Genomic DNA, 20,832 nt, shown 5'->3' with positions numbered 1-20,832 from the left:
ATGCTTCTGTAAATTTGATATTTACTTAATGTATCCTACCGGTTGAACGAATGTTATTTCTTGTTTGTTAGTAAGTTTCAATGTATTATGTAGGTCGGGGCGAGTAAATGATCCCCTTGCTACAGAGCCTAAACCTACTGAAGCGCAATACAAGTATACATTCTGAGCAATAAACCCACTGTCGATAAATCCGGCTTCTCGGTTAGATGCTTTATCCATATTTGCCATATAGATTAGAGTCAATGAGGCATTGTCCGAAATGTTGGGCTGTCCAAGCGCTTTTCTGAAATCGCCTTTCTCTTTCATCTTTAGTACATTGTCTTTTGCATCATAAATATATATACCTGAGCTCAGCATTACATATACATCAACTTCCTGACGGTTTTGGGACGAAGGAACTGTCCGTTTATCTTCTCTGTTGAAACCATAAGCAGCCCAAAGAAGATCGGATAGGGTTTGGGCCGGCATTTCTTTATATTCGAATGATCTATGAGACTGACGTTCATTCAGCGCCTCCATCAAGGGTTTTCCTCCTGTTTTGGTTGGAGAAACTAATTGTATATCCTGGGCAGAGACACAATTTATTAAACAAAATAACGCAATGGCTAATAAACCTTTTTTCATAATTGTAACCTAATTTTATAATTAACAGAAACAAAAATATAGAATTATATTCGTTTATAAACTCTTGTTTTTGAATTAAGTTCTTTGTGTAGCTCTTGTTTTTAAGTAAAATTCACAACTCGAAATAAAATATATATACTTATAAATAAATTCTATCGCTTATTGTTTTATATTTGTGAATAAAATCCGCTAATAATACAATGCGAAACCTATTCTTTATTGTTTTTTTGATCATAGCATCCTTTTCGCAGGGATTACGGTCACAGCAGAATACATTCCGGTCGCCCATAACTCTTAGTGATACAGCTCAAATAAGTTTACTGACTAGCTCTGCATGGGAAAAAGAGATCTATGCTTTGTTTGGGCATACGGCTATTCGGGTTTGTGATACAACACAACATTTAGATGTCGTGTTCAACTACGGCTTATTTGACTTCAATAGCGATAATTTCATATATAGGTTTGTCAAGGGAGAAACTTATTATATGGTTGGCTCTATACCTTTCAAGTATTACATAGAAGAGTATGGACAAAGAGGTGTAGGAGTTACCGAGCAGGTTTATAATTTGACCTTGAAAGAAAAGCAAGAGATATTTGATGCTTTAGCTCAAAACTCTATTCCCGAAAACAGGGAGTATCTTTATAACTTCTTCTATGATAACTGTGCTACTCGACCTCGTGATATTGTAGAGAAATATGTACAGGGAGAAATAGAATACACTCCAACTGATAAGCAACAAACATACAGAGACCTAGTGTGGGAGTGCGTTGGAATACAGCCATGGACTAAATTTGGTATAGATATCATAATTGGAGCAGATGCTGATAAGGTAATCACAGACAAACAAAAGGATTTTTTACCGGCTTATTTGATGAAAGCCAACGAAGGGGCTCACATTAGAAATACAGATGGGACATACCGAAACTTCATTTTAAAAGAGCAGCAACTTTTGACGCCACAAGAATTAGTTTCATCAGAAAGTCACATACAACCACTGTATGCCGGTTGTATCTTGTTGTTGATTACTACACTCTTGTCTTTCTTAGTCTATAAAAAAAGGTGGTTTACATTAGGACGAATTTATGATACACTATTGTTTATTGTAGCAGGAATTGGAGGATGTGTAATTTTCTTTTTGATGTTCTTTTCCATTCATCCATGTGTTAATCCAAACTGGAATATAGTGTGGTTAAATCCGCTCCAATTAATCGTTGCTTGTTTATTCTTTGTAAAATCACTTTCAAAATTCATAAGTTGTTATCATTTTATTAACTTTGTAGCACTTTTGGCTTTTCTTTTGGCATGGTGTTTGATACCACAACAATTAGAGATAGCCTTTATCCCATTCATCTTATCGTTGTGTATAAGATCGGGGATGAATATTTTACAACTTAAAAAGTTAAAGAAAAGAGCTGATTATAGCTTGCCTAGGCGAAAATGATAAGAATACTAACCTCTTTAGTTGCAGTATTAACCATAACATCTGTTCAGGCACAGACTTCTGTTCACGAGGTGCCGAAGTTGGTGATTGGAATAACTATTGATCAGCTGAGAGGTGATTATCTAGAACTCTTTCAAAGTTCATTTTCTGAAAGGGGCTTCAAACGTCTCTTGAATGAAGGACTGGTATATCAGAATATAAAATTTGATTTTCCAAATTTAGACGATGCCTCTGCAATTGCCACTATATACACTGGTGCTTCACCTTTTTATCATGGTATCGTAGGAAATAAAAAGTACATTGTAGCTAAGAAGCAAGAGGTCTCGACATTTACAGATGAAGCTTTCTTAGGTAACTATACACAGGATAAAGTTTCTCCTTTGGCTATCAAAACCTCTACTATAACAGATGAGTTGAAGATGGCATCGCAAGGAAAATCTGACGTATATTCCTTTGCTCCTCAAATAGCTCAGGCTTTGATATCATCCGGCAAAAGAGGCAATTCTGCTTTCTGGATAGATGATTATACCGGCAAATGGGCTTCAACTACTTATTATAAGGATTTTTATTGGTCGGTAGATCAGGATAATCGTAGTACAACAAACTTTGCATCTAAGGTTTGGAGTATGTATTGGCGTCCTTCTAAGGAAGTTAGTACATATAAGGCTTTTCCTTACGAGCAAAGCGAATCGTCTTTCCAGCACTTTATGGGAGGAGATAAGCAGACTTATGTTTTAGCGAAACAAATTCCTGCTGTCAATGAGAATGTGCGATCTTCGGCTATGACCTTGCTTTCTAAAGCAGAATTAGGTAAACGCACTAATCCTGACTTTTTGTCTTTGACATTCTATGCAGGGAACTTTCCCGGAGTTTCCGATTATTCATACGAGATACAAGATATTTATAGCTGCCTTGACAAGGAGATAGAAAAGTTGTTAGACGAGGTCGAAAAGACTGTCGGTCTTAAAAATACGTTGATCTTTGTCACATCTACCGGATATTACAATTCGTCGGAACATACAATGTCCTCAGCTTTATCAAATTCAAATATCCCAGAAAATAAGTTCTATGTCAATCGTTGCGAAGCTTTGCTGAATATGTACTTAATGGCTATATATGGGAGAGATGGGCAATGGGTTGATAAATTCTATAAAGGACAGGTTTATCTGAACAGAGAACTGATAAAGAGTAAAAATATATCATTACAAGAAATACAGGAAAAAGCGGCAGAGTTTGTTTCTGAATTTACCGGTGTGCAAGAAGTATATACTTCATATCAAATACAGCACGGTCAGTGGAATCCTGTAATGGAATATTACAAGAATGGCTATACTAAAGAGAACTCTGGCGATCTATTTGTCGAATTACAGCCCGGCTATAAAATCGTAAACGAGCAAGATGCTTCATTTAAAGAAAAGCAGACTCGTAATAATGCGATTGTGAGCCCTGTGATTTTCTTTGGCAATAATATTAAGCCCGCCAGAATAAGAAGGACGATTAAAGCTACAGAAATAGCTCCTTCGGTAACATATATAATGCGTATAAGGTCCCCCAATGGAGCAAAAGAAGAGCCTTTACCGGAGTTAATTTGGTAGTACAATAAAACAAACAAAATAAAAAGAAAATAAACTAACTAAATATATGGGATTCGCTGACATTTTAACATCATTATTCGGAAATAAGTCTCAAAGAGACTTAAAAGAAATCAATCCGTATGTAGACCGTATCAAAGCTGTATATCCTTCTATTGAACGTCTGTCACACGATGAATTGCGTGCAAAGACAATGGAGATCAGACAAAAAGTTCAGGAGTACGTAGCAGCAGAAAAGAATAAAATAGCAGAACTCAAAGCCAATATCGAATCACTGGATATTGATCAACGTGAGGATGTGTGGGTAGAAGTAGATAAGCTGGAAAAAGAAATAACAGACAAGTATGAGAAAGTACTAGATGAAGTACTTCCCGAAGCCTTTTCTATTGTAAAAGAGACCGCTCGCCGTTTGACTGAGAATGAAGAGATTATAGTTACAGCCACAGAGTTTGATAGAGAGCTGGCTGTAGATCATGACTTCGTGCGTATAGAGGAAGATAAAGCTATATATCAAAATCACTGGCAAGCAGGAGGTACAGAAATACAATGGAATATGATCCATTATGATGTACAGCTGTTTGGTGGTGTTGTGCTTCATAAAGGTAAAATTGCCGAAATGGCTACAGGGGAAGGTAAAACCCTAGTAGGTACTTTGCCTGTATTCCTTAATGCACTTACTGGTAATGGTGTGCATGTGGTTACAGTGAATGACTATTTGGCAAAACGTGACTCTGAGTGGATGGGACCAATTTACATGTTTAACGGACTTTCTGTAGATTGTATCGATAAACATCAGCCTAACTCAGAAGGCCGTCGTAAAGCATACCAAGCAGATATTACTTTCGGGACAAACAATGAGTTTGGTTTCGATTATCTACGTGACAATATGGCAATCAATCCGTCAGATCTTGTTCAGCGTAAGCATAATTATGCGATTGTTGACGAAGTTGACTCCGTATTGATTGACGATGCTCGTACACCATTGATTATTTCCGGGCCTGTACCTAGGGGTGAACAACAGTTGTTTGAAGAATTTCGTCCACGTGTAGAGATTATCGTAAAAGCACAACGAGATCTTTGTACTAAATTACTTGCTGAAGCAAAAGCAAAAATGGCTTCCAGTGATAAGAAAGAGCAAGAAGAAGGATCGTTGTTGTTATATCGTTCATTCAAAGGGTTACCAAAGAACAAGCCTCTTATCAAGTTCCTTAGTGAACCGGGTATAAAGGCATCTATGTTGAAGACTGAAGAGCACTATATGAGCGAACAAATGCGTAATATGCATATTGTTACAGATGATCTTTATTTCACTATAGATGAAAAAAATAACAGCATAGAGCTCACAGATAAAGGTATCGATTTGCTTACAGGTAATTCTGATGACCCATTGTTCTTTGTTTTGCCTGATATCGGGTCTCTATTATCTGACTTGGAAAATCAATCGCTTACTGACAGTCAAAAAGCAGAAAAGAAAGACGAGTTGATGCAAAACTATTCTATCAAGTCGGAACGAGTACATACAGTCAACCAGTTGCTAAAAGCTTATGCTTTATTCGATAGAGATGATGAGTATGTGGTTATCGATAATAAGGTAATGATTGTTGATGAGCAAACAGGACGTATCATGGATGGTCGCCGCTATTCGGACGGATTGCACCAAGCGATAGAGGCTAAAGAGCGTGTTAAAGTAGAAGCTGCAACACAGACATTTGCAACTATTACATTGCAGAACTATTTTCGTATGTATCATAAGCTTTCGGGTATGACCGGTACAGCTGAGACAGAAGCAGGTGAGTTGTGGAATATCTACAAATTGGATGTGGTTGTAATTCCTACCAATAGACCGATCGCGCGTAAGGATATGAATGACCGTATATATAAAACAAAACGTGAAAAATATACAGCGGTTATACAAGAAATAGAAAAACTGGTAGGGGAAGGTCGTGCTGTACTTGTGGGTACAACATCTGTCGAAATCTCTGAGTTGCTGGGTAAGATGCTTACCATGCGTAAGATAAAGCATAATGTATTGAATGCTAAGTTGCACCAGCGTGAAGCTGAAGTCGTAGCTCTTGCCGGACAACCAGGAGCTGTTACTATCGCAACAAACATGGCCGGTCGTGGTACCGACATCAAGCTTGCACCAAGTGTGAAAGAAGCAGGAGGGTTGGCGATTATCGGTACAGAAAGACATGAGTCTCGTCGTGTTGACCGTCAGTTGAGAGGTCGTGCAGGGCGTCAGGGAGACCCGGGTTCATCCGTATTCTACATCTCGTTAGAAGATGATTTGATGCGTTTGTTCGCATCGGAACGTATTGCCGGAATGATGGACCGTATGGGCTTCAAAGAAGGAGAAATGCTTGAACATAATATGCTTAGCAAGTCTGTAGAAAGAGCTCAGAAGAAAGTTGAAGAAAACAACTTTGGTATTCGTAAACGCTTATTGGAATATGATGATGTGATGAATTCTCAACGTGAAGTTGTGTACAAACGTCGCCGTCATGCTCTTATGGGAGAACGTATTGGTATCGATATCGTGAATATGATATATGATACGGCTGTGAGTTTAACAGAGCAACATGCCGATAATCTCGATTATGAAGGATTGACGGTTGATATGTTACGTTTGTTTACAACAGAGCCACCTGTTGATGAAGCGACATTCCGTTCTACCAAGCCTGATACATTGACCGATATGATATATGATAAGGCTATCCAGAACTTCAAACATAAGATGGATCGTTTAGCCGAAATTGCCAATCCGGTAATCAAACAGGTTTACGAAGAACAAGGTGATAAATTCGAGAACATTCTTATTCCTATCTCAGACGGAAGACGTGTTTATAATATCTCTTGTAATCTGAAAGAGGCATACGAAACACAATCTAAAGATGTGATCAAATCTTTTGAAAAATCAATAGTCCTTCATACAATCGATGAAGAGTGGAAAGAACATCTTCGTGAAATGGACGATTTGCGCCAATCCGTTCAGAATGCCAGCTATGAACAAAAAGACCCATTATTGATTTATAAACTTGAGTCTTTCAATCTGTTTAAGAGTATGTTAAACAGCATAAATAGTAAAGCTGTAACAATTCTTATGCGTGGACAGATACCTGTTCGTGAACCGGAACAAGTACGTCAGGCAGAACCGGAACAAAAGACTGACTATAGCCGTTACCGTACCGAACGTAATGATATAGAAGATGGACAACAAAGAGCTTCGGCTCCGGGGCAAGGGCAAGCAGCTCAGGAACGGCCAAGAGTTACAGCTCCTATACAAGTAGACAAAAAGCCGGGGCGCAATGATCCTTGTTTTTGTGGCAGTGGGAAAAAGTATAAAAACTGTCATGGAAGAAATGAATAATCGGAAGTAAATACTTGATATATTTATAATAATGAAAAGCCCGACAAGTAAGTTTCTGTCGGGCTTTTTTTATGTTATTATGTTTTCTAATACAAACAAAATTTGTATCTTAGCATGTTTTTTAATTGTCAGAAAAACAAAGTGTAAATGTACTTTACAAATATTTGAAAATAAAAATTTTAACTTAAGATAATGGCAGAAACAGAGGACAGAATTATCAGGATCAATATTGAAGACGAAATGAAGTCGGCATATATCGACTATTCTATGTCAGTAATTGTATCCCGTGCATTACCCGATGTAAGAGATGGATTTAAGCCTGTTCACCGTCGTATCCTTTATGGTATGAGTGAGCTAGGTAATACGTCAAACAAACCGCACAAAAAATCCGCAAGGATTGTAGGGGAAGTGTTAGGTAAGTACCACCCACATGGAGACTCTTCTGTCTATTTTGCAATGGTGCGTATGGCCCAAGAATGGAGCATGCGTTACCTTTTGGTAGATGGACAGGGTAATATGGGGAGTGTAGATGGTGATAGTCCCGCCGCCATGCGTTATACAGAGGCCAGGTTAAGTCGTTTGGCCGAAGAAATGCTAAAAGATATTGACAAGGAAACTGTTGATTTTCAATTAAACTTCGACGATACGTTACAAGAGCCGACAGTGCTTCCTACACGTATACCTAATTTGCTTATAAATGGAGCTTCGGGTATTGCTGTTGGGATGGCTACGAATATGGCTCCTCACAATATGACAGAGTCTATTGATGCTATTGTAGCATATATAGACGATAGAGATATCGATACAGATGGTTTGATGCAATATATCAAAGCGCCTGATTTTCCATCAGGAGGGTTTATATATGGTTATCAAGGAGTGAGAGATGCTTTTGAAACAGGGCGAGGACGTGTGGTTATGCGCGGTCGTGCCGAAATAGAGACAGAAGGTAATCATGAAAAAATAGTAATTACCGAAATTCCTTATCTGGTAAATAAAGCTGAATTAATCAAGCATATAGCTGACCTGGTTGGAGAAAAAAGGCTGGATGGTATCAGTAATGTTAACGACGAGTCTGATCGCCAAGGAATGCGTATAGTTGTAGATATCAAGCGTGATGCTAATGCGAATGTTGTACTAAATAAATTGTATAAGCTTACAGCTCTACAATCTTCATTTAGTGTTAATAATATTGCTTTGGTAAAGGGACGTCCTAGAACGTTGAATCTTAAGGATATGATATCATTATTCGTTGAACACAGAATAGATGTTGTTATCCGCAGAACTACATACGATTTACGTAAGGCCGAAGAGCGTGCTCATATTCTGGAAGGATTAATTATTGCATCAGATAATATAGACGAAGTAATAGCTCTTATAAGGGCTTCTAAATCGCCTCAGGAAGCTATTGAAAGTTTAATGAATAGATTCAGCCTGAGCGAAATACAGTCTCGTGCAATCGTTGAAATGCGTTTGCGTCAATTAACCGGACTTGAACAAGATAAACTTCGTAATGAATATGACGAAATACAGAAACTAATTGCTTACCTGAACGAAATCCTATCGAACGAAGATCTTCGGATGCAGGTAATCAAAGATGAACTGATAGAAATAAAGAATAAATATGGTGATGCTCGTCGTACAGAGATTGTATATGCATCTGAAGAACTGAATCCTGAAGATTTCTATGCAAATGATGAGATGATTATAACAGTATCTCATTTCGGATATATCAAACGTACACCTCTTACCGAGTTCCGTGCACAAAACAGAGGTGGAGTAGGAGCTAAAGGTTCTGAAACACGTGACGCAGATTTTATTGAACACATCTATCCGGCATCGATGCACAACTATATATTATTATTTACTCAAAAAGGTAAATGTTTTTGGTTGCGTGTATTTGATATTCCGGAAGGAACCAAGAATTCAAAAGGAAGGGCTATACAGAACTTGCTGAATATTGAATCGGACGATAAGGTTACGGCATTTATTCGTGTCAGAGGATTTAGTGATACTGATTACATTAATAGCCATTACCTTGTATTCTGTACAAAAGCAGGAGTTATCAAGAAAACCAGACTTGAAGCATATTCTCGTCCTCGCCAGAATGGGGTCAACGCAATTACTATTCGTGAAGATGACAGAGTGATTGAAGTCTTGATGACTGATGGAGACAGTGAAATTCTCATAGCAAATCGTAATGGACGAGCAATTCGTTTCCATGAATCAGATGTTCGTGAGATGGGTCGTACTGCTACCGGAGTAAGGGGTATGCGTATAGATGAAGATGGACAAGACGAAGTGATAGGAATGTTGGCTATGTCTAAAGAAGATCAGAAAACTCATACTATCATGGTAGTTTCAGAGCAGGGATATGGAAAACGTACTAATCTGAATGATAAAGACGAAGAAGGAAATGATCTTTTTGATGAAGATGGCAATATTATTCCTGTATATCGTATAACCAGTAGGGGAGGTAAGGGTGTTAAAACATTGAACATTACAGATAAGACCGGTAAGCTCGTTTCTATAAATAGTGTTACTGATGATAACGATTTAATGATAATTAACAAGTCTGGTATTACAATTCGTCTAAAAGTTTCAGATATTCGCACTATGGGACGTGCTACACAGGGCGTTAGACTCATAAATTTAGGAAAACGGAATGATGAAATAGCATCTGTTTGTAAGGTCGATTCCGAAGATGAAGAAGATATTGAACTTGCCGAAATAGAGTTGGATGAAGATACCCAGAATAACTCAACCCTGGATGAAAATGAGGAAATAAATAACTGATATATGAACTAAAAAAATAATTATGAAGCGAAGTTTATTATTAATAACATTATGCATATTTGCAGGATTCTCTTTTGCCCAGAAAAAAGCTGTGAAAGATGCAAAATCCGCAATGAAGAACGTTGATGAAGCAAGAGAATTAATCAAACCCGCACTCACTAATCCTGAAACTGTGAATGATCCAGAAACATGGAAAATAGCAGGTGATATCGAGTACAAAGCGTTTGATGATGAACGAACTTTAGAAATGCAAAAAGAGATCACCGGTAAAGGAGGGAATGAAGAAAAGATGTATATTGGACTTTACAATATGTATGATCCATATATCAAAGCTGATGAACTAGGTCAGATACCAAATGAAAAAGGACAGGTAAAGAACAAGTTCAGAAAGGATATTGTTAAAAATATGAGAGATGGACACAGGTTCTATATTAATGGAGGTGTGTACTATAACGAGAAGAGAGATTTTAAGAGAGCAACTGACTTTTTTGAAAGATACTGGGAGCTTCCTTCTTTAGCTATGTTTGAAGATACAAAAGGAGACTTCAATACACAAGATAGTGTTTATCAGACTATCAAATATTATGCTGTTATTAGCTCTATCCAATCGGCAGATCATGACCGTTCTATCAAACTATTGAAGAAGATTATCGCTGAACCTTACGTTCAGAACAGTACTTATAAGGAAAGTGATGCATATGAACTCTTAGCTAGTGAATACCAACAAGTAAATGATAGTCTTGCGTTTGTACAAGTATTGAATGATGGTGCTAAGAAATTCCCTGGTAATAAATATTTCACACCAAACTTGATCAATGAGTTCATTAGAGGAGGCAAGACGGCAGAAGCTATGGCTTATTTGGATCAAGCGATTGCTAACGATCCAAGCAATACTTGTGAATTGATAGGAGTAAAAGCATCATTGTATGCTGAGCAAAAAAATTATGCAAGTGCAGAACCTGCATATCTACAAGCTATCGCTGCTGATGCTAACTGTGAGAAAGCCCTTGAAGGCTTAGGCGTGTTGTATATACTTCAGGCTCAGGATGTAAAAGAAAAAGCTGGTCAAACAAATAGTAGAAGTGAACAAGCACAGTTAGATAAGCAAACTGCAGACTTTTACCAGAAATCTTTACCATATCTTGAAAAATATAGAGATTTGTTGAAAGCCAGAGGTGCTGATTTTGATTTAGATATCAAACCTGCATTAATGAAATTACAAAATGTATATTATAACTTGAGTCTATTGAATATAGATAAATCAGCTGAATATGAAGCAGTTCAAAAAGAGCTAGGTATATCAGATAAGCAATAATATTTATACTATAAATAATAATAAGCGTCCGGAACTTTTTAGTTCCGGACGCTTTTGTTTTATCATATGTTTAAATAAGGTGAAACTTTATTGCTTCTTGTTAATATTGAGGCTATTTATCACTTTTATTGTGGATAGTTTTTTGTAAATTTGTTAGAAGCGAACTTTAAATACGTAAAGACATGAAAGAAGATAAATTAGTAACAATAGCCATACATACTCCTCAGAAAGCTTATATCTTAAAGCAGGTTTTGGAAGAAAGGGGTATTAACACACATCTTGTGAATGTTTCGCAAAATACTGACGATACAAGCCTGGGGTTGGCCGTACGTGTAGATAAAGAAGATTTAATGAATGCCATATCTGTAATTGAAAATAAAAAACTATTCAGATATGATGATGAGAAGATATCTAAAATAGATGACGGACGAAAACGCATTCTAGTCGCTGTAGACTTTTCCAGTTACTCAATAAAGGCTTGTCATGCAGCATTTACCATAGCGCAACAAACGAATGCTAAAGTGAAAATACTGCATGTATATCGGGTACATTTTCCAATTACATTCCCATTTGCTGATAATTTAAACAAAAATGATGAAAGTGATGTACTAAGTGTAGCTAGACGGAGAATGCTTGATTTTTGTAATGAAATAGATGAGAAAATTACACAAAAAGAATTTCCTCCTATAAATTATTCCTATTCGTTACGTGAAGGACTCATTAGTGAAGAGATAGAAAACTTTGTAGAAGAATATAAACCATTCTTACTTGTTTTAGGTACTAAAGGTTTAAGTAACAATAAGAGGAATGTAGTAGGGAATGTAACGGCTGATATAATTGAGATGACCAATGTGCCTGTGATGGCTATTCCGGAGAACTTTACGATTGAAAATACTCTTGATTTTCAGAATATAGCTTTTCTTACAAACTTTCAGAAAAGGGATCTGGACGCTTTTGATTTCTTAGTTAATATATTGAAGCCTTATCCTAATGTAAGAATAACGCTTACACATGTAAATGTAATAAACAAAAAAGATGAGAAATGGTCTGAGGCTGAGCTTGCTGAAATGAAGAAGTATTTTATCGATAAATATCCGGAACTGAATGTTAGCTATCAACTTATCGATGGTCCAAACATGGCGGATTCGATTAATGAATTTATCAAAAAAGAAAACATTAATATAGTTATGCTAAATACTAAACGACGGAATCTTTTTGGTCGGATCTTTTTACCTAGTATATCTAGAAAGGTTTTAATAAATTCTGACGTTGCCCTTATTATCTTTAGATAGAATCTTAAAAATAGCATAGCGAATAATAGCCAAATTTAAAAGGCTATTGTTTGTTATATAATTACTATTATGTTTAATTGTGGTATTTAAAATCTATTATTACAAACACAAGTTATATCGCCTCTCTCTTTTTTAGTTATCTTTGATTATAATTCTAGATTTTATAAAAATCTATTCACTAGCATTCAAAAATAGAATTTATGGATCATATTGAGAACGATGAACAATTTCAAGGATTAAGTGTAAATAAAGGCACTTCAGAGCAACCGACTATTAATCCTTATCTAAATAGCTTCAAGAAATTTAAACGCAAAACGTATTCTGTGTCTGAATATGTTGATGGTATTCGCAAGGGAAATATATCTATTCTTGGACAGGCAGTTACACTTATTGAAAGTTCTAAACCAGAACATCAGGCTATAGCACAAGAAGTTATAGAAAAATGTTTGCCATATACAGGCGATTCTGTTCGAATTGGTATTACAGGTGTACCCGGAGCCGGAAAAAGTACTTCTATTGATGCATTTGGAATGCATATTCTGAAAAAAAATAATAAACTAGCGGTTCTTGCTATAGATCCATCAAGTGAATTGACTAAAGGAAGTATACTTGGAGATAAGACTCGTATGGAACGTTTGTCTGTTGAAAAAAATGCGTTTATACGCCCCTCCCCTTCTGCCGGATCCTTAGGTGGTGTAGCTCGCAAGACGAGAGAAACGATTATACTCTGTGAAGCTGCTGGATTTGACCGTATTATAATAGAAACAGTTGGTGTTGGGCAGTCTGAAACAGCTGTACACTCTATGGTCGATTTCTTTTTACTTATACAATTAGCCGGAACCGGAGATGAATTGCAAGGTATCAAGCGTGGTATAATGGAGATGGCAGACGGAATTGTTATAAACAAGGCTGATGGTAATAATATAGAGAAGTCTCGTTTAGCACAGTCTCATTTTAAGAATGCTTTACACCTATTTCCTCTTCCGGAATCAGGATGGGTGCCCAAAGTCTTAACTTACTCCGGATATTATGAGATAGGTATAGATGAAGTGTGGAATATGATTGATGAATATATTGCATTTGTCAAAGAAAATGGTTATTTTGAGCATAAACGTAACGATCAATCTCGCTATTGGATGTATGAAACGATTAACGAACGGTTAAAGAATAATTTTTATAACAATGCTGTCATACAAAAGGAATTAAGGATATGTGAAGAACAAGTACTTAATTCTCAGATAAGCTCATTTGCTGCTGCTAATAAAGTCTTAGATATTTATCAGAAGATATCTAAATGATAAGGAAACGTATATTATTGCAGATTTATAACCGAATATTTTCTTAGAAATCATTATATTTGTACACTTTAATAGAAATAATTTCATTGTTGAATTAACATTAATATAAATCATGGAGAAACCATATGCTATTGGGATTGATATTGGTGGAACCAATTCTGTTTTTGGTGTTGTAGACAAACGTGGACACATCATTAATCAGGGTTCTATCAAAACTGGTGCTTATAAAGAAATCAACGAATATGTAACAAATCTCTCAGCCGGAGTTCAAGAAATTATAGATCAGGTTGGAGGATCAAGCAATATCAAAGGTATTGGAGTTGGAGCTCCAAACGGAAATTACTTTACAGGTTGTATCGAATTTGCACCTAATCTTCCATGGAAAGGTGTTATTCCATTGGCTCAGATGCTGACAGACAAACTAAATGTACCTGTGGCATTAACTAATGACGCGAATGCAGCGGCTATAGGTGAAATGACTTATGGAGCAGCTCGTGGAATGAAAGATTTTATTGTTATTACACTAGGTACAGGCGTTGGTAGTGGTATCGTCGTAAATGGGCAGTTGGTATATGGCCACGATGGATTTGCAGGCGAACTAGGTCATACTACAATTCAACGTAATGGACGTATGTGTGGTTGTGGTAAAAAAGGTTGCCTTGAAACATACAGTTCTGCTACCGGTGTAGCACGCACAGCGAGAGAGTTCCTTGAAACAAGAAAAGACCCAAGTTTATTAAGAGAACTTGATCCGAGCGAAATAACATCAAAAGATGTGTACGATGCTGCTGTGAAAGGTGATGTTTTGGCAAAAGAAATTTTTGAGTTTACTGGTCAGATGCTTGGAGAGGCATTTGCAGACTTTGTAGCATTTTCTAGTCCCGAAGCGATTATACTATTTGGAGGATTAACCAAATCAAGCAAATTTATTTTTGATCCTGTGCGCAAGCATATGGAAGAAAATATGTTGCCTATATTCCGTAACAAAATTAAACTTTTAATGTCTGAGCTTAAAGAAAGCGATGCTGCCGTACTTGGTGCAAGTGCTTTAGGTTGGGAAGTAAAAGACTATTAAAAAGTTCTATAAATAGAAAGTATATATGTAGCAGTAGATTTTTTTCTACTGCTATTTTTTTATCAGTAATTTATTATAGTTGAATAGAGATTGATAATAAACTTTTTATAATAAACTAGTGTTTTACTTTAATATGAACTTTTAAAACACAACAAAATGGGAAAATTTGAAATTTCGAAGAGAAAAAATGGTGAATTCCAGTTTAATCTTAAAGCAGGCAATGGACAAGTTATATTAAGTAGTGAAGGATACACAAAAAAAGAAAACTGCAAAAATGGCATTGAATCTGTAAGAAAAAATAGCCAGGTTGAATCTCGGTTTGAGAAACTAGAATCAAAAAATGGTAAACCATATTTTAATCTAAAAGCTACGAATGGGCAGATTATAGGAACGAGCGAATTATACGAAAGTGTAGCTAGCCGCGATAACGGTATTGCATCTGTTGTTAAAAACGCACCTGATGCTGAAGTTGTAGATCTGAGTGCAGAGTAATAAAGATAAGCCCCCTACCCTCTTTTTAGAAAAAAAATGCCATGCAAAGATATTTTCTTTGCATGGTACATTTTCTGTGTTTAATAGTGCGATTTCTAGTTATTCTTCTTCGCTGTAAGCAATTTCTCCATGTTGGGAGATGTCAAGTCCGGTAGACTCGTCATCTTTGCTTACCCTCAGTCCAATAGTTTTATTAACAATAAAGAATAGTATGAATGTTAGAACAGCACTGTATACAACTGAAGCTCCAGTTGCAACAACCTGTATCCATAATTGATTCCAATCTCCGTATAATGCTCCTTGAACGCCCTCCGGGCCGGTGATAGCTCGTGTGGCAAATACGCCGGTAAGTATAGATCCAACTATACCACCTATACCGTGTACACCAAAAGCATCTAAAGAATCGTCGTATTTAAGTTTTGGTTTTACATAAGCAACCATAAAGAAACATACTAAAGCAGAAATTCCTCCTATGGCAAAAGCTCCGAGTACATCAGCAGTTCCTGCTGCGGGAGTTATTGCTACAAGCCCTGCAACAGCACCTGTACAAAATCCTACAATAGTTGGCTTTTTATAAAGAATCCATTCCAGAGCCATCCATATCACAGCGGCGGCAGATGTAGCTAAATGAGTTACAAGGAATGCATTCGCTGCCAATCCGTCAGCTGCAAGTCCACTACCTGCATTAAATCCAAACCATCCGAGCCATAGTAGAGATGTACCTATGAATACAAATGGGATGTTATGCGGTGTAAAAGGGTGACCTATTGTTCTGTATCCTTTTCGGCGTCCTAACATGATAGCCATAACAAGAGCAGATATACCGGCATTGATATGTACCACAGTTCCTCCGGCAAAGTCAATGGCACCCATTTTCATTAGCCATCCACCGCCCCATACCCAGTGAGCCATTGGGTTGTAAACGATGATTGACCATAGGATGATAAAAACCACATAACCCGAAAACTTGATTCTTTCAGCAAAGGCACCAATAATCAAAGCCGGAGTGATAACTGCAAACATACACTGGAATAAGGCAAACAAAATCTCAGGAATGCCAACTCCGCTCATATATGTGTCTAATTTTATACCATGTAAAAATGCCTTATCAAATCCTCCGATAATTTGACCTAGAGGACTGCCGGAATCCATAAAGCTAGTACCAAATACCCAACTGTAGCCAAAAGCTACCCAGATAATACTAATTATACCGGTAGCCATAAGGCACTGCATAAGGATGCTCAAAATATTTTTTTGACGAACAAGACCTCCATAGAATAATGCTAACCCGGGAATTGTCATCATCATAACAAGCACAGTAGCTACTATAATCCATGCAGTATTCCCTGAATTTAAAACTGTAGGTTCTTCCGTAGCTGCTGCAACAGCTTCTACGGGAATAGCCGTTGTTGTTTTTAAAGAGTCAGCAACAGTTGTAAGAGAATCCTGTGCCCATACAGCTGTGGGTAAAACCATAGCTATAAACAATATAATAGTGACGTATTTGAATAATCGATGTTTCATATTTTTATTTTTTACCTAAAGCTTTTTAACCTAATCTTTATTTACTCTCTTCATCCTCTTCATCCTTGTCGTACAAGGCTTCGTCACCATGGTCTCCGGTGCGTATACGGATTGATTGTTCTATTGCCGATACGAATATTCTACCATCTCCGCTTTCGCCTGTAAAAGCTGAACCTAAAATGGCATTAATTGATTTTTCTACATTTATATTTCTCACAACAAAAGCGATATAGATACGTTCTATTGTATTTACATCATATGCTATACCTCTGAATATTAAACCTTGACGGGCACTTCCCTGTCCATTGACTTCCCACCATGACAAAAAGTCGATATCTGCTTCATGTAATGCTCGGCGGACTTCATTAAATTTTGATTTGCGAACGATTGCTTCAATTTTTTTCATATAAAAAATGATAAAGTGTTTTATTTATAATAAGGAGGTTCTTACTTAAAAGACATACCAAATACAAAATGTATATCTTCAAGATTTGGGTTGCAGATGATATGCCCAAATATTGGTAAAGAAAATGAGTCTGTAACTTTTAAACTTTTGGATGCTTTTAAAGATATAGAAGTGAAATTGAATCCATTTGTTCCATAAACAGCACTTTCCCAAGGTGTGAATCCTGTTGATATTCCCATGTCTACTCCCGCAACAGAGAATGGATAAGCTAATTCGATGTAAGTAGAATAAGAATTTTTACCATCTTCTTTCTTATTTCCTTTGCCTAATAGGAATGTATTCCATGTAACATTCAAAGGGAATGATTCGGGCAGTGTATAGCCTAATGATGTTTCTAAATAATGTCCATTGTTACTTCCGTGAGGACTACTCAAATATCGATACTGACCTTCTCCATCCCACCAGTAATCTGTAACAGCAATTTTAAATCCGCTATTTTCATATGCGGCAGTAAAGTCTACTTCTTTTTTACCATTTTCGCTAGTAAAATCTGTAGAAGCCCATGCACCTAGTGAAAATCCATTTACACTAGCACTTAATGTTGGTTGAAAACTGGCTCCGGCTTGCTTATAACCGCGCCATACATAGGAACTTACTAAATCGGCTCCGAAATCAATATTAACTGATTGCGATTTTACGGATAAAGTAGAGAGGAAAGCAAATAATACTATAGCCAGACAACCTTTTTTACCTAAAATTAGAGTTTCCATAATCAAAATATTTAAAGATATTAAAATTCATCTTTATTATTCATTTTGATTAGATATATGGGTTATGAGTTTCTTTTTGATTTATTTATTTGCAAAAATATGACAAAATATTTTATAAATCAAAATAAAGTATAAAATATTTCAAAAAATATTTAGTGAAGTCATAAATTTGGTAGAGATCAATATTGTAAATGTTGTTTCTGTTGCTACTTTTTTAAGTATCAATTCTCGTAAACTTTTTTTTATTTATATTTTTCCATTTAAATTTTCATAGAATACTTAAGCCGATAATTTTTCTTTATTTTTAATCCTTTGAAACACAATGATGTTAAATTTTATTCTAAAAAATCTTTGTAAATCTATTGCAGGATTCAAATCCTTATCCTATCTTTGCATCGCATTTGAGAGGAAATGCTGCTAATAAAAAAGCAAAAATAAAATGGTGTGGTAGTTCAGTTGGTTAGAATACCTGCCTGTCACGCAGGGGGTCGCGGGTTCGAGTCCCGTCCATACCGCCAAAGTTAAAGCCAATAGGCGAAAAAAGTTAGTTAAATCCTACAATATCAATATATTGTAGGATTTTTCTTTTTATCCATATAGCCAGAAAAAGACATAGAACGGGCATCGAACGCCTTAATTCGTTCCCCAAAGTGTTCACCCTAACCGAAAAAAGTGTTCACCCTAATTTGTCTTTAATTGGCAGTGTATCAGACGTTTTTGGAAGTACAAGATTTACTCATTCGAAAAACAATAATGTTTTATTTGTAATTTAAAATGAGTAGTTATGAAAAGTACATTCAATGTCATTTATTACATCCGTCGAGACAAACTTAAAAAAGACGGAACAGCACCTATCTTTTGTCGGATTACCATCTCTCAGGAAAAGGTCAGTTTTAATATAAAAGCTGCAATAAATACAGGTATATGGGAATCAAGTACAGGCAGAGCAATCGGTAAAAGCAGAGAAGCTTTAAGTATCAATAAGATTATAGATTCTTATACCAGCCTTATCAATGAAAAATACAACGAGATATTCGATCGTGACGGGATTGTTTCTGCAGAAGGATTGAAAAACAGCATTCTGGGTATCTCCTCCTCTCCTAATGATATTCCAATCTATCTTTTGGAAGTCTACCGTCAGCACAATGAAGATATGGAAAAACTGGTCGGCACAAAATTCTCTCCGGCTATTCTGCAAAAATACAAATGTGTCTATAAAAAGATTCAGACATTCTTAAAATTCAAATACAATCTGAAGGATATTAAACTGAAGGATATTAAACACAATTTCTTAACGGATTTTGAAACTTATCTCAGAATTGAAGGAAATTGCCAGACCAATACAATCGGGCGCAATATGAGGCTTCTAAAGAAGATTATCAATATAGCAAAGAACAATGGTTGGATCATTGCAGACCCTTATGCGAATTATAAAATTCATTTTGAGAAGGTTGATAGGGGCTATCTGACAGAAGAAGAGATAAAAGCGATTATTGAAAAAGACTTCTCTATTGGCCGGATCGAAAAAGTAAGGGATATATTTATATTTTCCTGCTTCACCGGACTTTCATATGCAGACATATACGAATTAGCGTATGACGATATAAAACCTCATTTTGATGATAATTTATGGATTATGAAGAAGCGTGTTAAAACGAATACCGATATAACCGTTCCTTTGATGGATATACCACTTTCTATAATCGAGAAATACAGGGGGAAACAAAAAAATAACAAAGTTCTTCCGACAATGTGCAATCAGAAGATGAACTCTTACTTGAAGGAAATCGCCGATTTGTGCGGTATTGAGAAGCACCTCACCTATCACATGAGCCGTCATACATTTGCAACGACGTTTTTATCGTTGGGTATTCCGATCGAGTCTGTATCGAAAATGCTGGGGCATACAAAAATCCAGACAACGCAAATATATGCCCGGATAACTAATAACAAGATAGCCAATGAGATGAATGCTATTGCGGGAAAACTAAAAACTTACGAATCAAAAAAAGCTATTGTTTAATCTAGTTGAATTTATGGAAACAGGATATATAAAGTTTACAGATATAGATACTGACAGACCAATTATTGAAGTAAAAATTGTAGATGGTACAGTTTGGATGACAGTAAATGAAATTGCTGATCTGTTTGGCATATATACACCTACAATCAGCAAAAATCTAAAGGCTATTTTTAGGGACAGTTTATTAAAAGAAGTAGATGTGACAAAAGAATACAGATATACCCGAAATGAAAAAGAAGAATATATTCGTACCTATTATAACCTAGAGGTTATTATTTTCTTAAGTTTCCGTATTCAATCCCTATATACCAAAGCTTTTCGGGAGTGGGTATTCAATGCTTTTTGTGAATACGAAAAGGCAAAAGCTAAATCTGAAATGATCATAGTATTCAATGCTAACACAGGAAAACCATCATTTAAAAATTTGAATTGATATGGAATTACAAATTATTCAGAATAAAATATTTGAAGTTCACGGCTTACGTGTGATGATTGATTTTCATTTGGCAGAACTCTATCAGGTTGAGACCCGAGTTTTAAAACAGGCTGTTCGAAGAAATATAGAGCGTTTTCCAAAAGACTTTATGTTTGAACTGACGGATGAAGAAGCTATGAAATTGATAAACATAGGGGTGTCACAATCTGTGATACCCTCCGGCTATAATGTTGGGATATCTAAGGTATTTGCATTCACAGAATTATGTCAACCTTTACATAATTCCGTTTATGTAAACAAAAAGATTATGTAAATAATTGCTTTTAATTTATTGATAATCAATCCTTATTTTGTGAGATAGTTTACATAATCTTCTGTTCTTT

15 protein-coding genes, 1 tRNA gene and 1 pseudogene are annotated in these 20,832 nt (G+C 36.2%); 13 read left to right on the top strand and 4 right to left on the bottom strand.

Features of this window, described 5'->3' with window-relative positions:
* Nucleotides 1-21 precede the first annotated feature (21 nt).
* Complete coding sequence (locus QOX35_RS14075; protein WP_283687458.1) at nt 22-624, bottom strand: SagB/ThcOx family dehydrogenase; 603 nt, start codon at nt 622-624, stop codon at nt 22-24.
* 200 nt (nt 625-824) lie between these two features.
* Between QOX35_RS14075 and QOX35_RS14070 the strand changes: the two genes are divergently transcribed.
* The 9 genes from QOX35_RS14070 (at nt 825) to QOX35_RS14030 (ending at nt 15,290) form a co-directional block, all read left to right on the top strand.
* Entirely contained in the window at nt 825-2,066 is a 1,242-nt protein-coding gene (locus QOX35_RS14070; protein WP_283687457.1) for a lipoprotein N-acyltransferase Lnb domain-containing protein, read from the top strand.
* Entirely contained in the window at nt 2,063-3,661 is a 1,599-nt protein-coding gene (locus QOX35_RS14065) for an alkaline phosphatase family protein (RefSeq protein WP_283687456.1), read from the top strand. Before QOX35_RS14070 ends, QOX35_RS14065 begins: the two co-directional genes overlap by 4 nt.
* Before the next feature lie 46 nt (nt 3,662-3,707).
* Nucleotides 3,708-7,025: a preprotein translocase subunit SecA gene (gene secA / locus QOX35_RS14060; protein WP_283687455.1), complete on the top strand. Its 3,318-nt coding sequence runs from the start codon at nt 3,708-3,710 to the stop codon at nt 7,023-7,025.
* 192 nt (nt 7,026-7,217) lie between these two features.
* Nucleotides 7,218-9,818: a DNA gyrase subunit A gene (gene gyrA / locus QOX35_RS14055; protein ID WP_283687454.1), complete on the top strand. Its 2,601-nt coding sequence runs from the start codon at nt 7,218-7,220 to the stop codon at nt 9,816-9,818.
* 22 nt (nt 9,819-9,840) lie between these two features.
* Entirely contained in the window at nt 9,841-11,133 is a 1,293-nt protein-coding gene (locus QOX35_RS14050) for a tetratricopeptide repeat protein (RefSeq protein ID WP_135106101.1), read from the top strand.
* 182 nt (nt 11,134-11,315) lie between these two features.
* A complete protein-coding gene (locus tag QOX35_RS14045; RefSeq protein WP_283687453.1) occupies nt 11,316-12,425 on the top strand; it encodes a universal stress protein in 1,110 nt (369 codons plus the stop codon).
* A 200-nt stretch (nt 12,426-12,625) separates the two neighbouring features.
* Nucleotides 12,626-13,723, top strand: a complete 1,098-nt coding sequence (gene meaB / locus QOX35_RS14040; protein WP_283687452.1) for a methylmalonyl Co-A mutase-associated GTPase MeaB — start codon at nt 12,626-12,628, stop codon at nt 13,721-13,723.
* Nucleotides 13,724-13,835: 112 nt separating this feature from the next.
* Nucleotides 13,836-14,798 (top strand): ROK family protein, encoded by a 963-nt coding sequence (locus QOX35_RS14035; RefSeq protein WP_283687451.1) that lies wholly within the window; start codon nt 13,836-13,838, stop codon nt 14,796-14,798.
* A gap of 156 nt (nt 14,799-14,954) precedes the next feature.
* Entirely contained in the window at nt 14,955-15,290 is a 336-nt protein-coding gene (locus tag QOX35_RS14030; protein ID WP_006843962.1) for a YegP family protein, read from the top strand.
* A 99-nt stretch (nt 15,291-15,389) separates the two neighbouring features.
* On the opposite strand, the gene QOX35_RS14025 is transcribed toward QOX35_RS14030, so the two are convergent.
* From QOX35_RS14025 to QOX35_RS14015, 3 genes are read right to left on the bottom strand one after another with little or no spacing between them, the layout of a single operon-like run.
* Complete coding sequence (locus QOX35_RS14025; RefSeq protein ID WP_283687450.1) at nt 15,390-16,814, bottom strand: ammonium transporter; 1,425 nt, start codon at nt 16,812-16,814, stop codon at nt 15,390-15,392.
* Nucleotides 16,815-16,851: 37 nt separating this feature from the next.
* The gene (locus tag QOX35_RS14020; RefSeq protein WP_135106111.1) at nt 16,852-17,220 is read right to left on the bottom strand and encodes a P-II family nitrogen regulator; all 369 of its coding nucleotides are present in this window, start codon (nt 17,218-17,220) and stop codon (nt 16,852-16,854) included.
* 41 nt (nt 17,221-17,261) lie between these two features.
* On the bottom strand, nt 17,262-17,990 hold the full coding sequence (locus QOX35_RS14015; RefSeq protein ID WP_135106113.1) for a TorF family putative porin: 729 nt from the start codon (nt 17,988-17,990) through the stop codon (nt 17,262-17,264).
* A 441-nt stretch (nt 17,991-18,431) separates the two neighbouring features.
* On the opposite strand from QOX35_RS14015, the gene QOX35_RS14010 reads away from it, so the two are divergent.
* From QOX35_RS14010 to QOX35_RS13995, 4 genes and pseudogenes are all read left to right on the top strand, one after another.
* Nucleotides 18,432-18,508: transfer RNA gene (locus QOX35_RS14010), tRNA-Asp, on the top strand.
* Nucleotides 18,509-18,774: 266 nt separating this feature from the next.
* Entirely contained in the window at nt 18,775-20,013 is a 1,239-nt protein-coding gene (locus QOX35_RS14005) for a site-specific integrase (protein WP_283687449.1), read from the top strand.
* Between the two features lie 13 nt (nt 20,014-20,026).
* Entirely contained in the window at nt 20,027-20,446 is a 420-nt protein-coding gene (locus QOX35_RS14000) for a virulence RhuM family protein (protein WP_283687448.1), read from the top strand.
* Nucleotide 20,447: 1 nt separating this feature from the next.
* Nucleotides 20,448-20,750: pseudogene (locus QOX35_RS13995) on the top strand (ORF6N domain-containing protein); the annotation flags it as partial.
* Nucleotides 20,751-20,832 lie beyond the last annotated feature (82 nt).

The sequence above is a fragment of the Dysgonomonas sp. Marseille-Q5470 genome (assembly GCF_951230145.1).
Classification (GTDB): domain Bacteria; phylum Bacteroidota; class Bacteroidia; order Bacteroidales; family Dysgonomonadaceae; genus Dysgonomonas.
This window is presented reverse-complemented; position numbering and strand designations above follow the sequence as displayed.

What these genes read in the sequence shown, in the direction of transcription:
- QOX35_RS14075 (WP_283687458.1), bottom strand. Translation starts at nt 624, where the DNA reads ATGAAAAAAGGTTTATTAGCCATTGCGTTATTTTGTTTAATAAATTGT.
- QOX35_RS14070 (WP_283687457.1), top strand. Translation starts at nt 825, where the DNA reads ATGCGAAACCTATTCTTTATTGTTTTTTTGATCATAGCATCCTTTTCG.
- QOX35_RS14065 (WP_283687456.1), top strand. Translation starts at nt 2,063, where the DNA reads ATGATAAGAATACTAACCTCTTTAGTTGCAGTATTAACCATAACATCT.
- secA (WP_283687455.1), top strand. Translation starts at nt 3,708, where the DNA reads ATGGGATTCGCTGACATTTTAACATCATTATTCGGAAATAAGTCTCAA.
- gyrA (WP_283687454.1), top strand. Translation starts at nt 7,218, where the DNA reads ATGGCAGAAACAGAGGACAGAATTATCAGGATCAATATTGAAGACGAA.
- QOX35_RS14050 (WP_135106101.1), top strand. Translation starts at nt 9,841, where the DNA reads ATGAAGCGAAGTTTATTATTAATAACATTATGCATATTTGCAGGATTC.
- QOX35_RS14045 (WP_283687453.1), top strand. Translation starts at nt 11,316, where the DNA reads ATGAAAGAAGATAAATTAGTAACAATAGCCATACATACTCCTCAGAAA.
- meaB (WP_283687452.1), top strand. Translation starts at nt 12,626, where the DNA reads ATGGATCATATTGAGAACGATGAACAATTTCAAGGATTAAGTGTAAAT.
- QOX35_RS14035 (WP_283687451.1), top strand. Translation starts at nt 13,836, where the DNA reads ATGGAGAAACCATATGCTATTGGGATTGATATTGGTGGAACCAATTCT.
- QOX35_RS14030 (WP_006843962.1), top strand. Translation starts at nt 14,955, where the DNA reads ATGGGAAAATTTGAAATTTCGAAGAGAAAAAATGGTGAATTCCAGTTT.
- QOX35_RS14025 (WP_283687450.1), bottom strand. Translation starts at nt 16,814, where the DNA reads ATGAAACATCGATTATTCAAATACGTCACTATTATATTGTTTATAGCT.
- QOX35_RS14020 (WP_135106111.1), bottom strand. Translation starts at nt 17,220, where the DNA reads ATGAAAAAAATTGAAGCAATCGTTCGCAAATCAAAATTTAATGAAGTC.
- QOX35_RS14015 (WP_135106113.1), bottom strand. Translation starts at nt 17,990, where the DNA reads ATGGAAACTCTAATTTTAGGTAAAAAAGGTTGTCTGGCTATAGTATTA.
- QOX35_RS14005 (WP_283687449.1), top strand. Translation starts at nt 18,775, where the DNA reads ATGAAAAGTACATTCAATGTCATTTATTACATCCGTCGAGACAAACTT.
- QOX35_RS14000 (WP_283687448.1), top strand. Translation starts at nt 20,027, where the DNA reads ATGGAAACAGGATATATAAAGTTTACAGATATAGATACTGACAGACCA.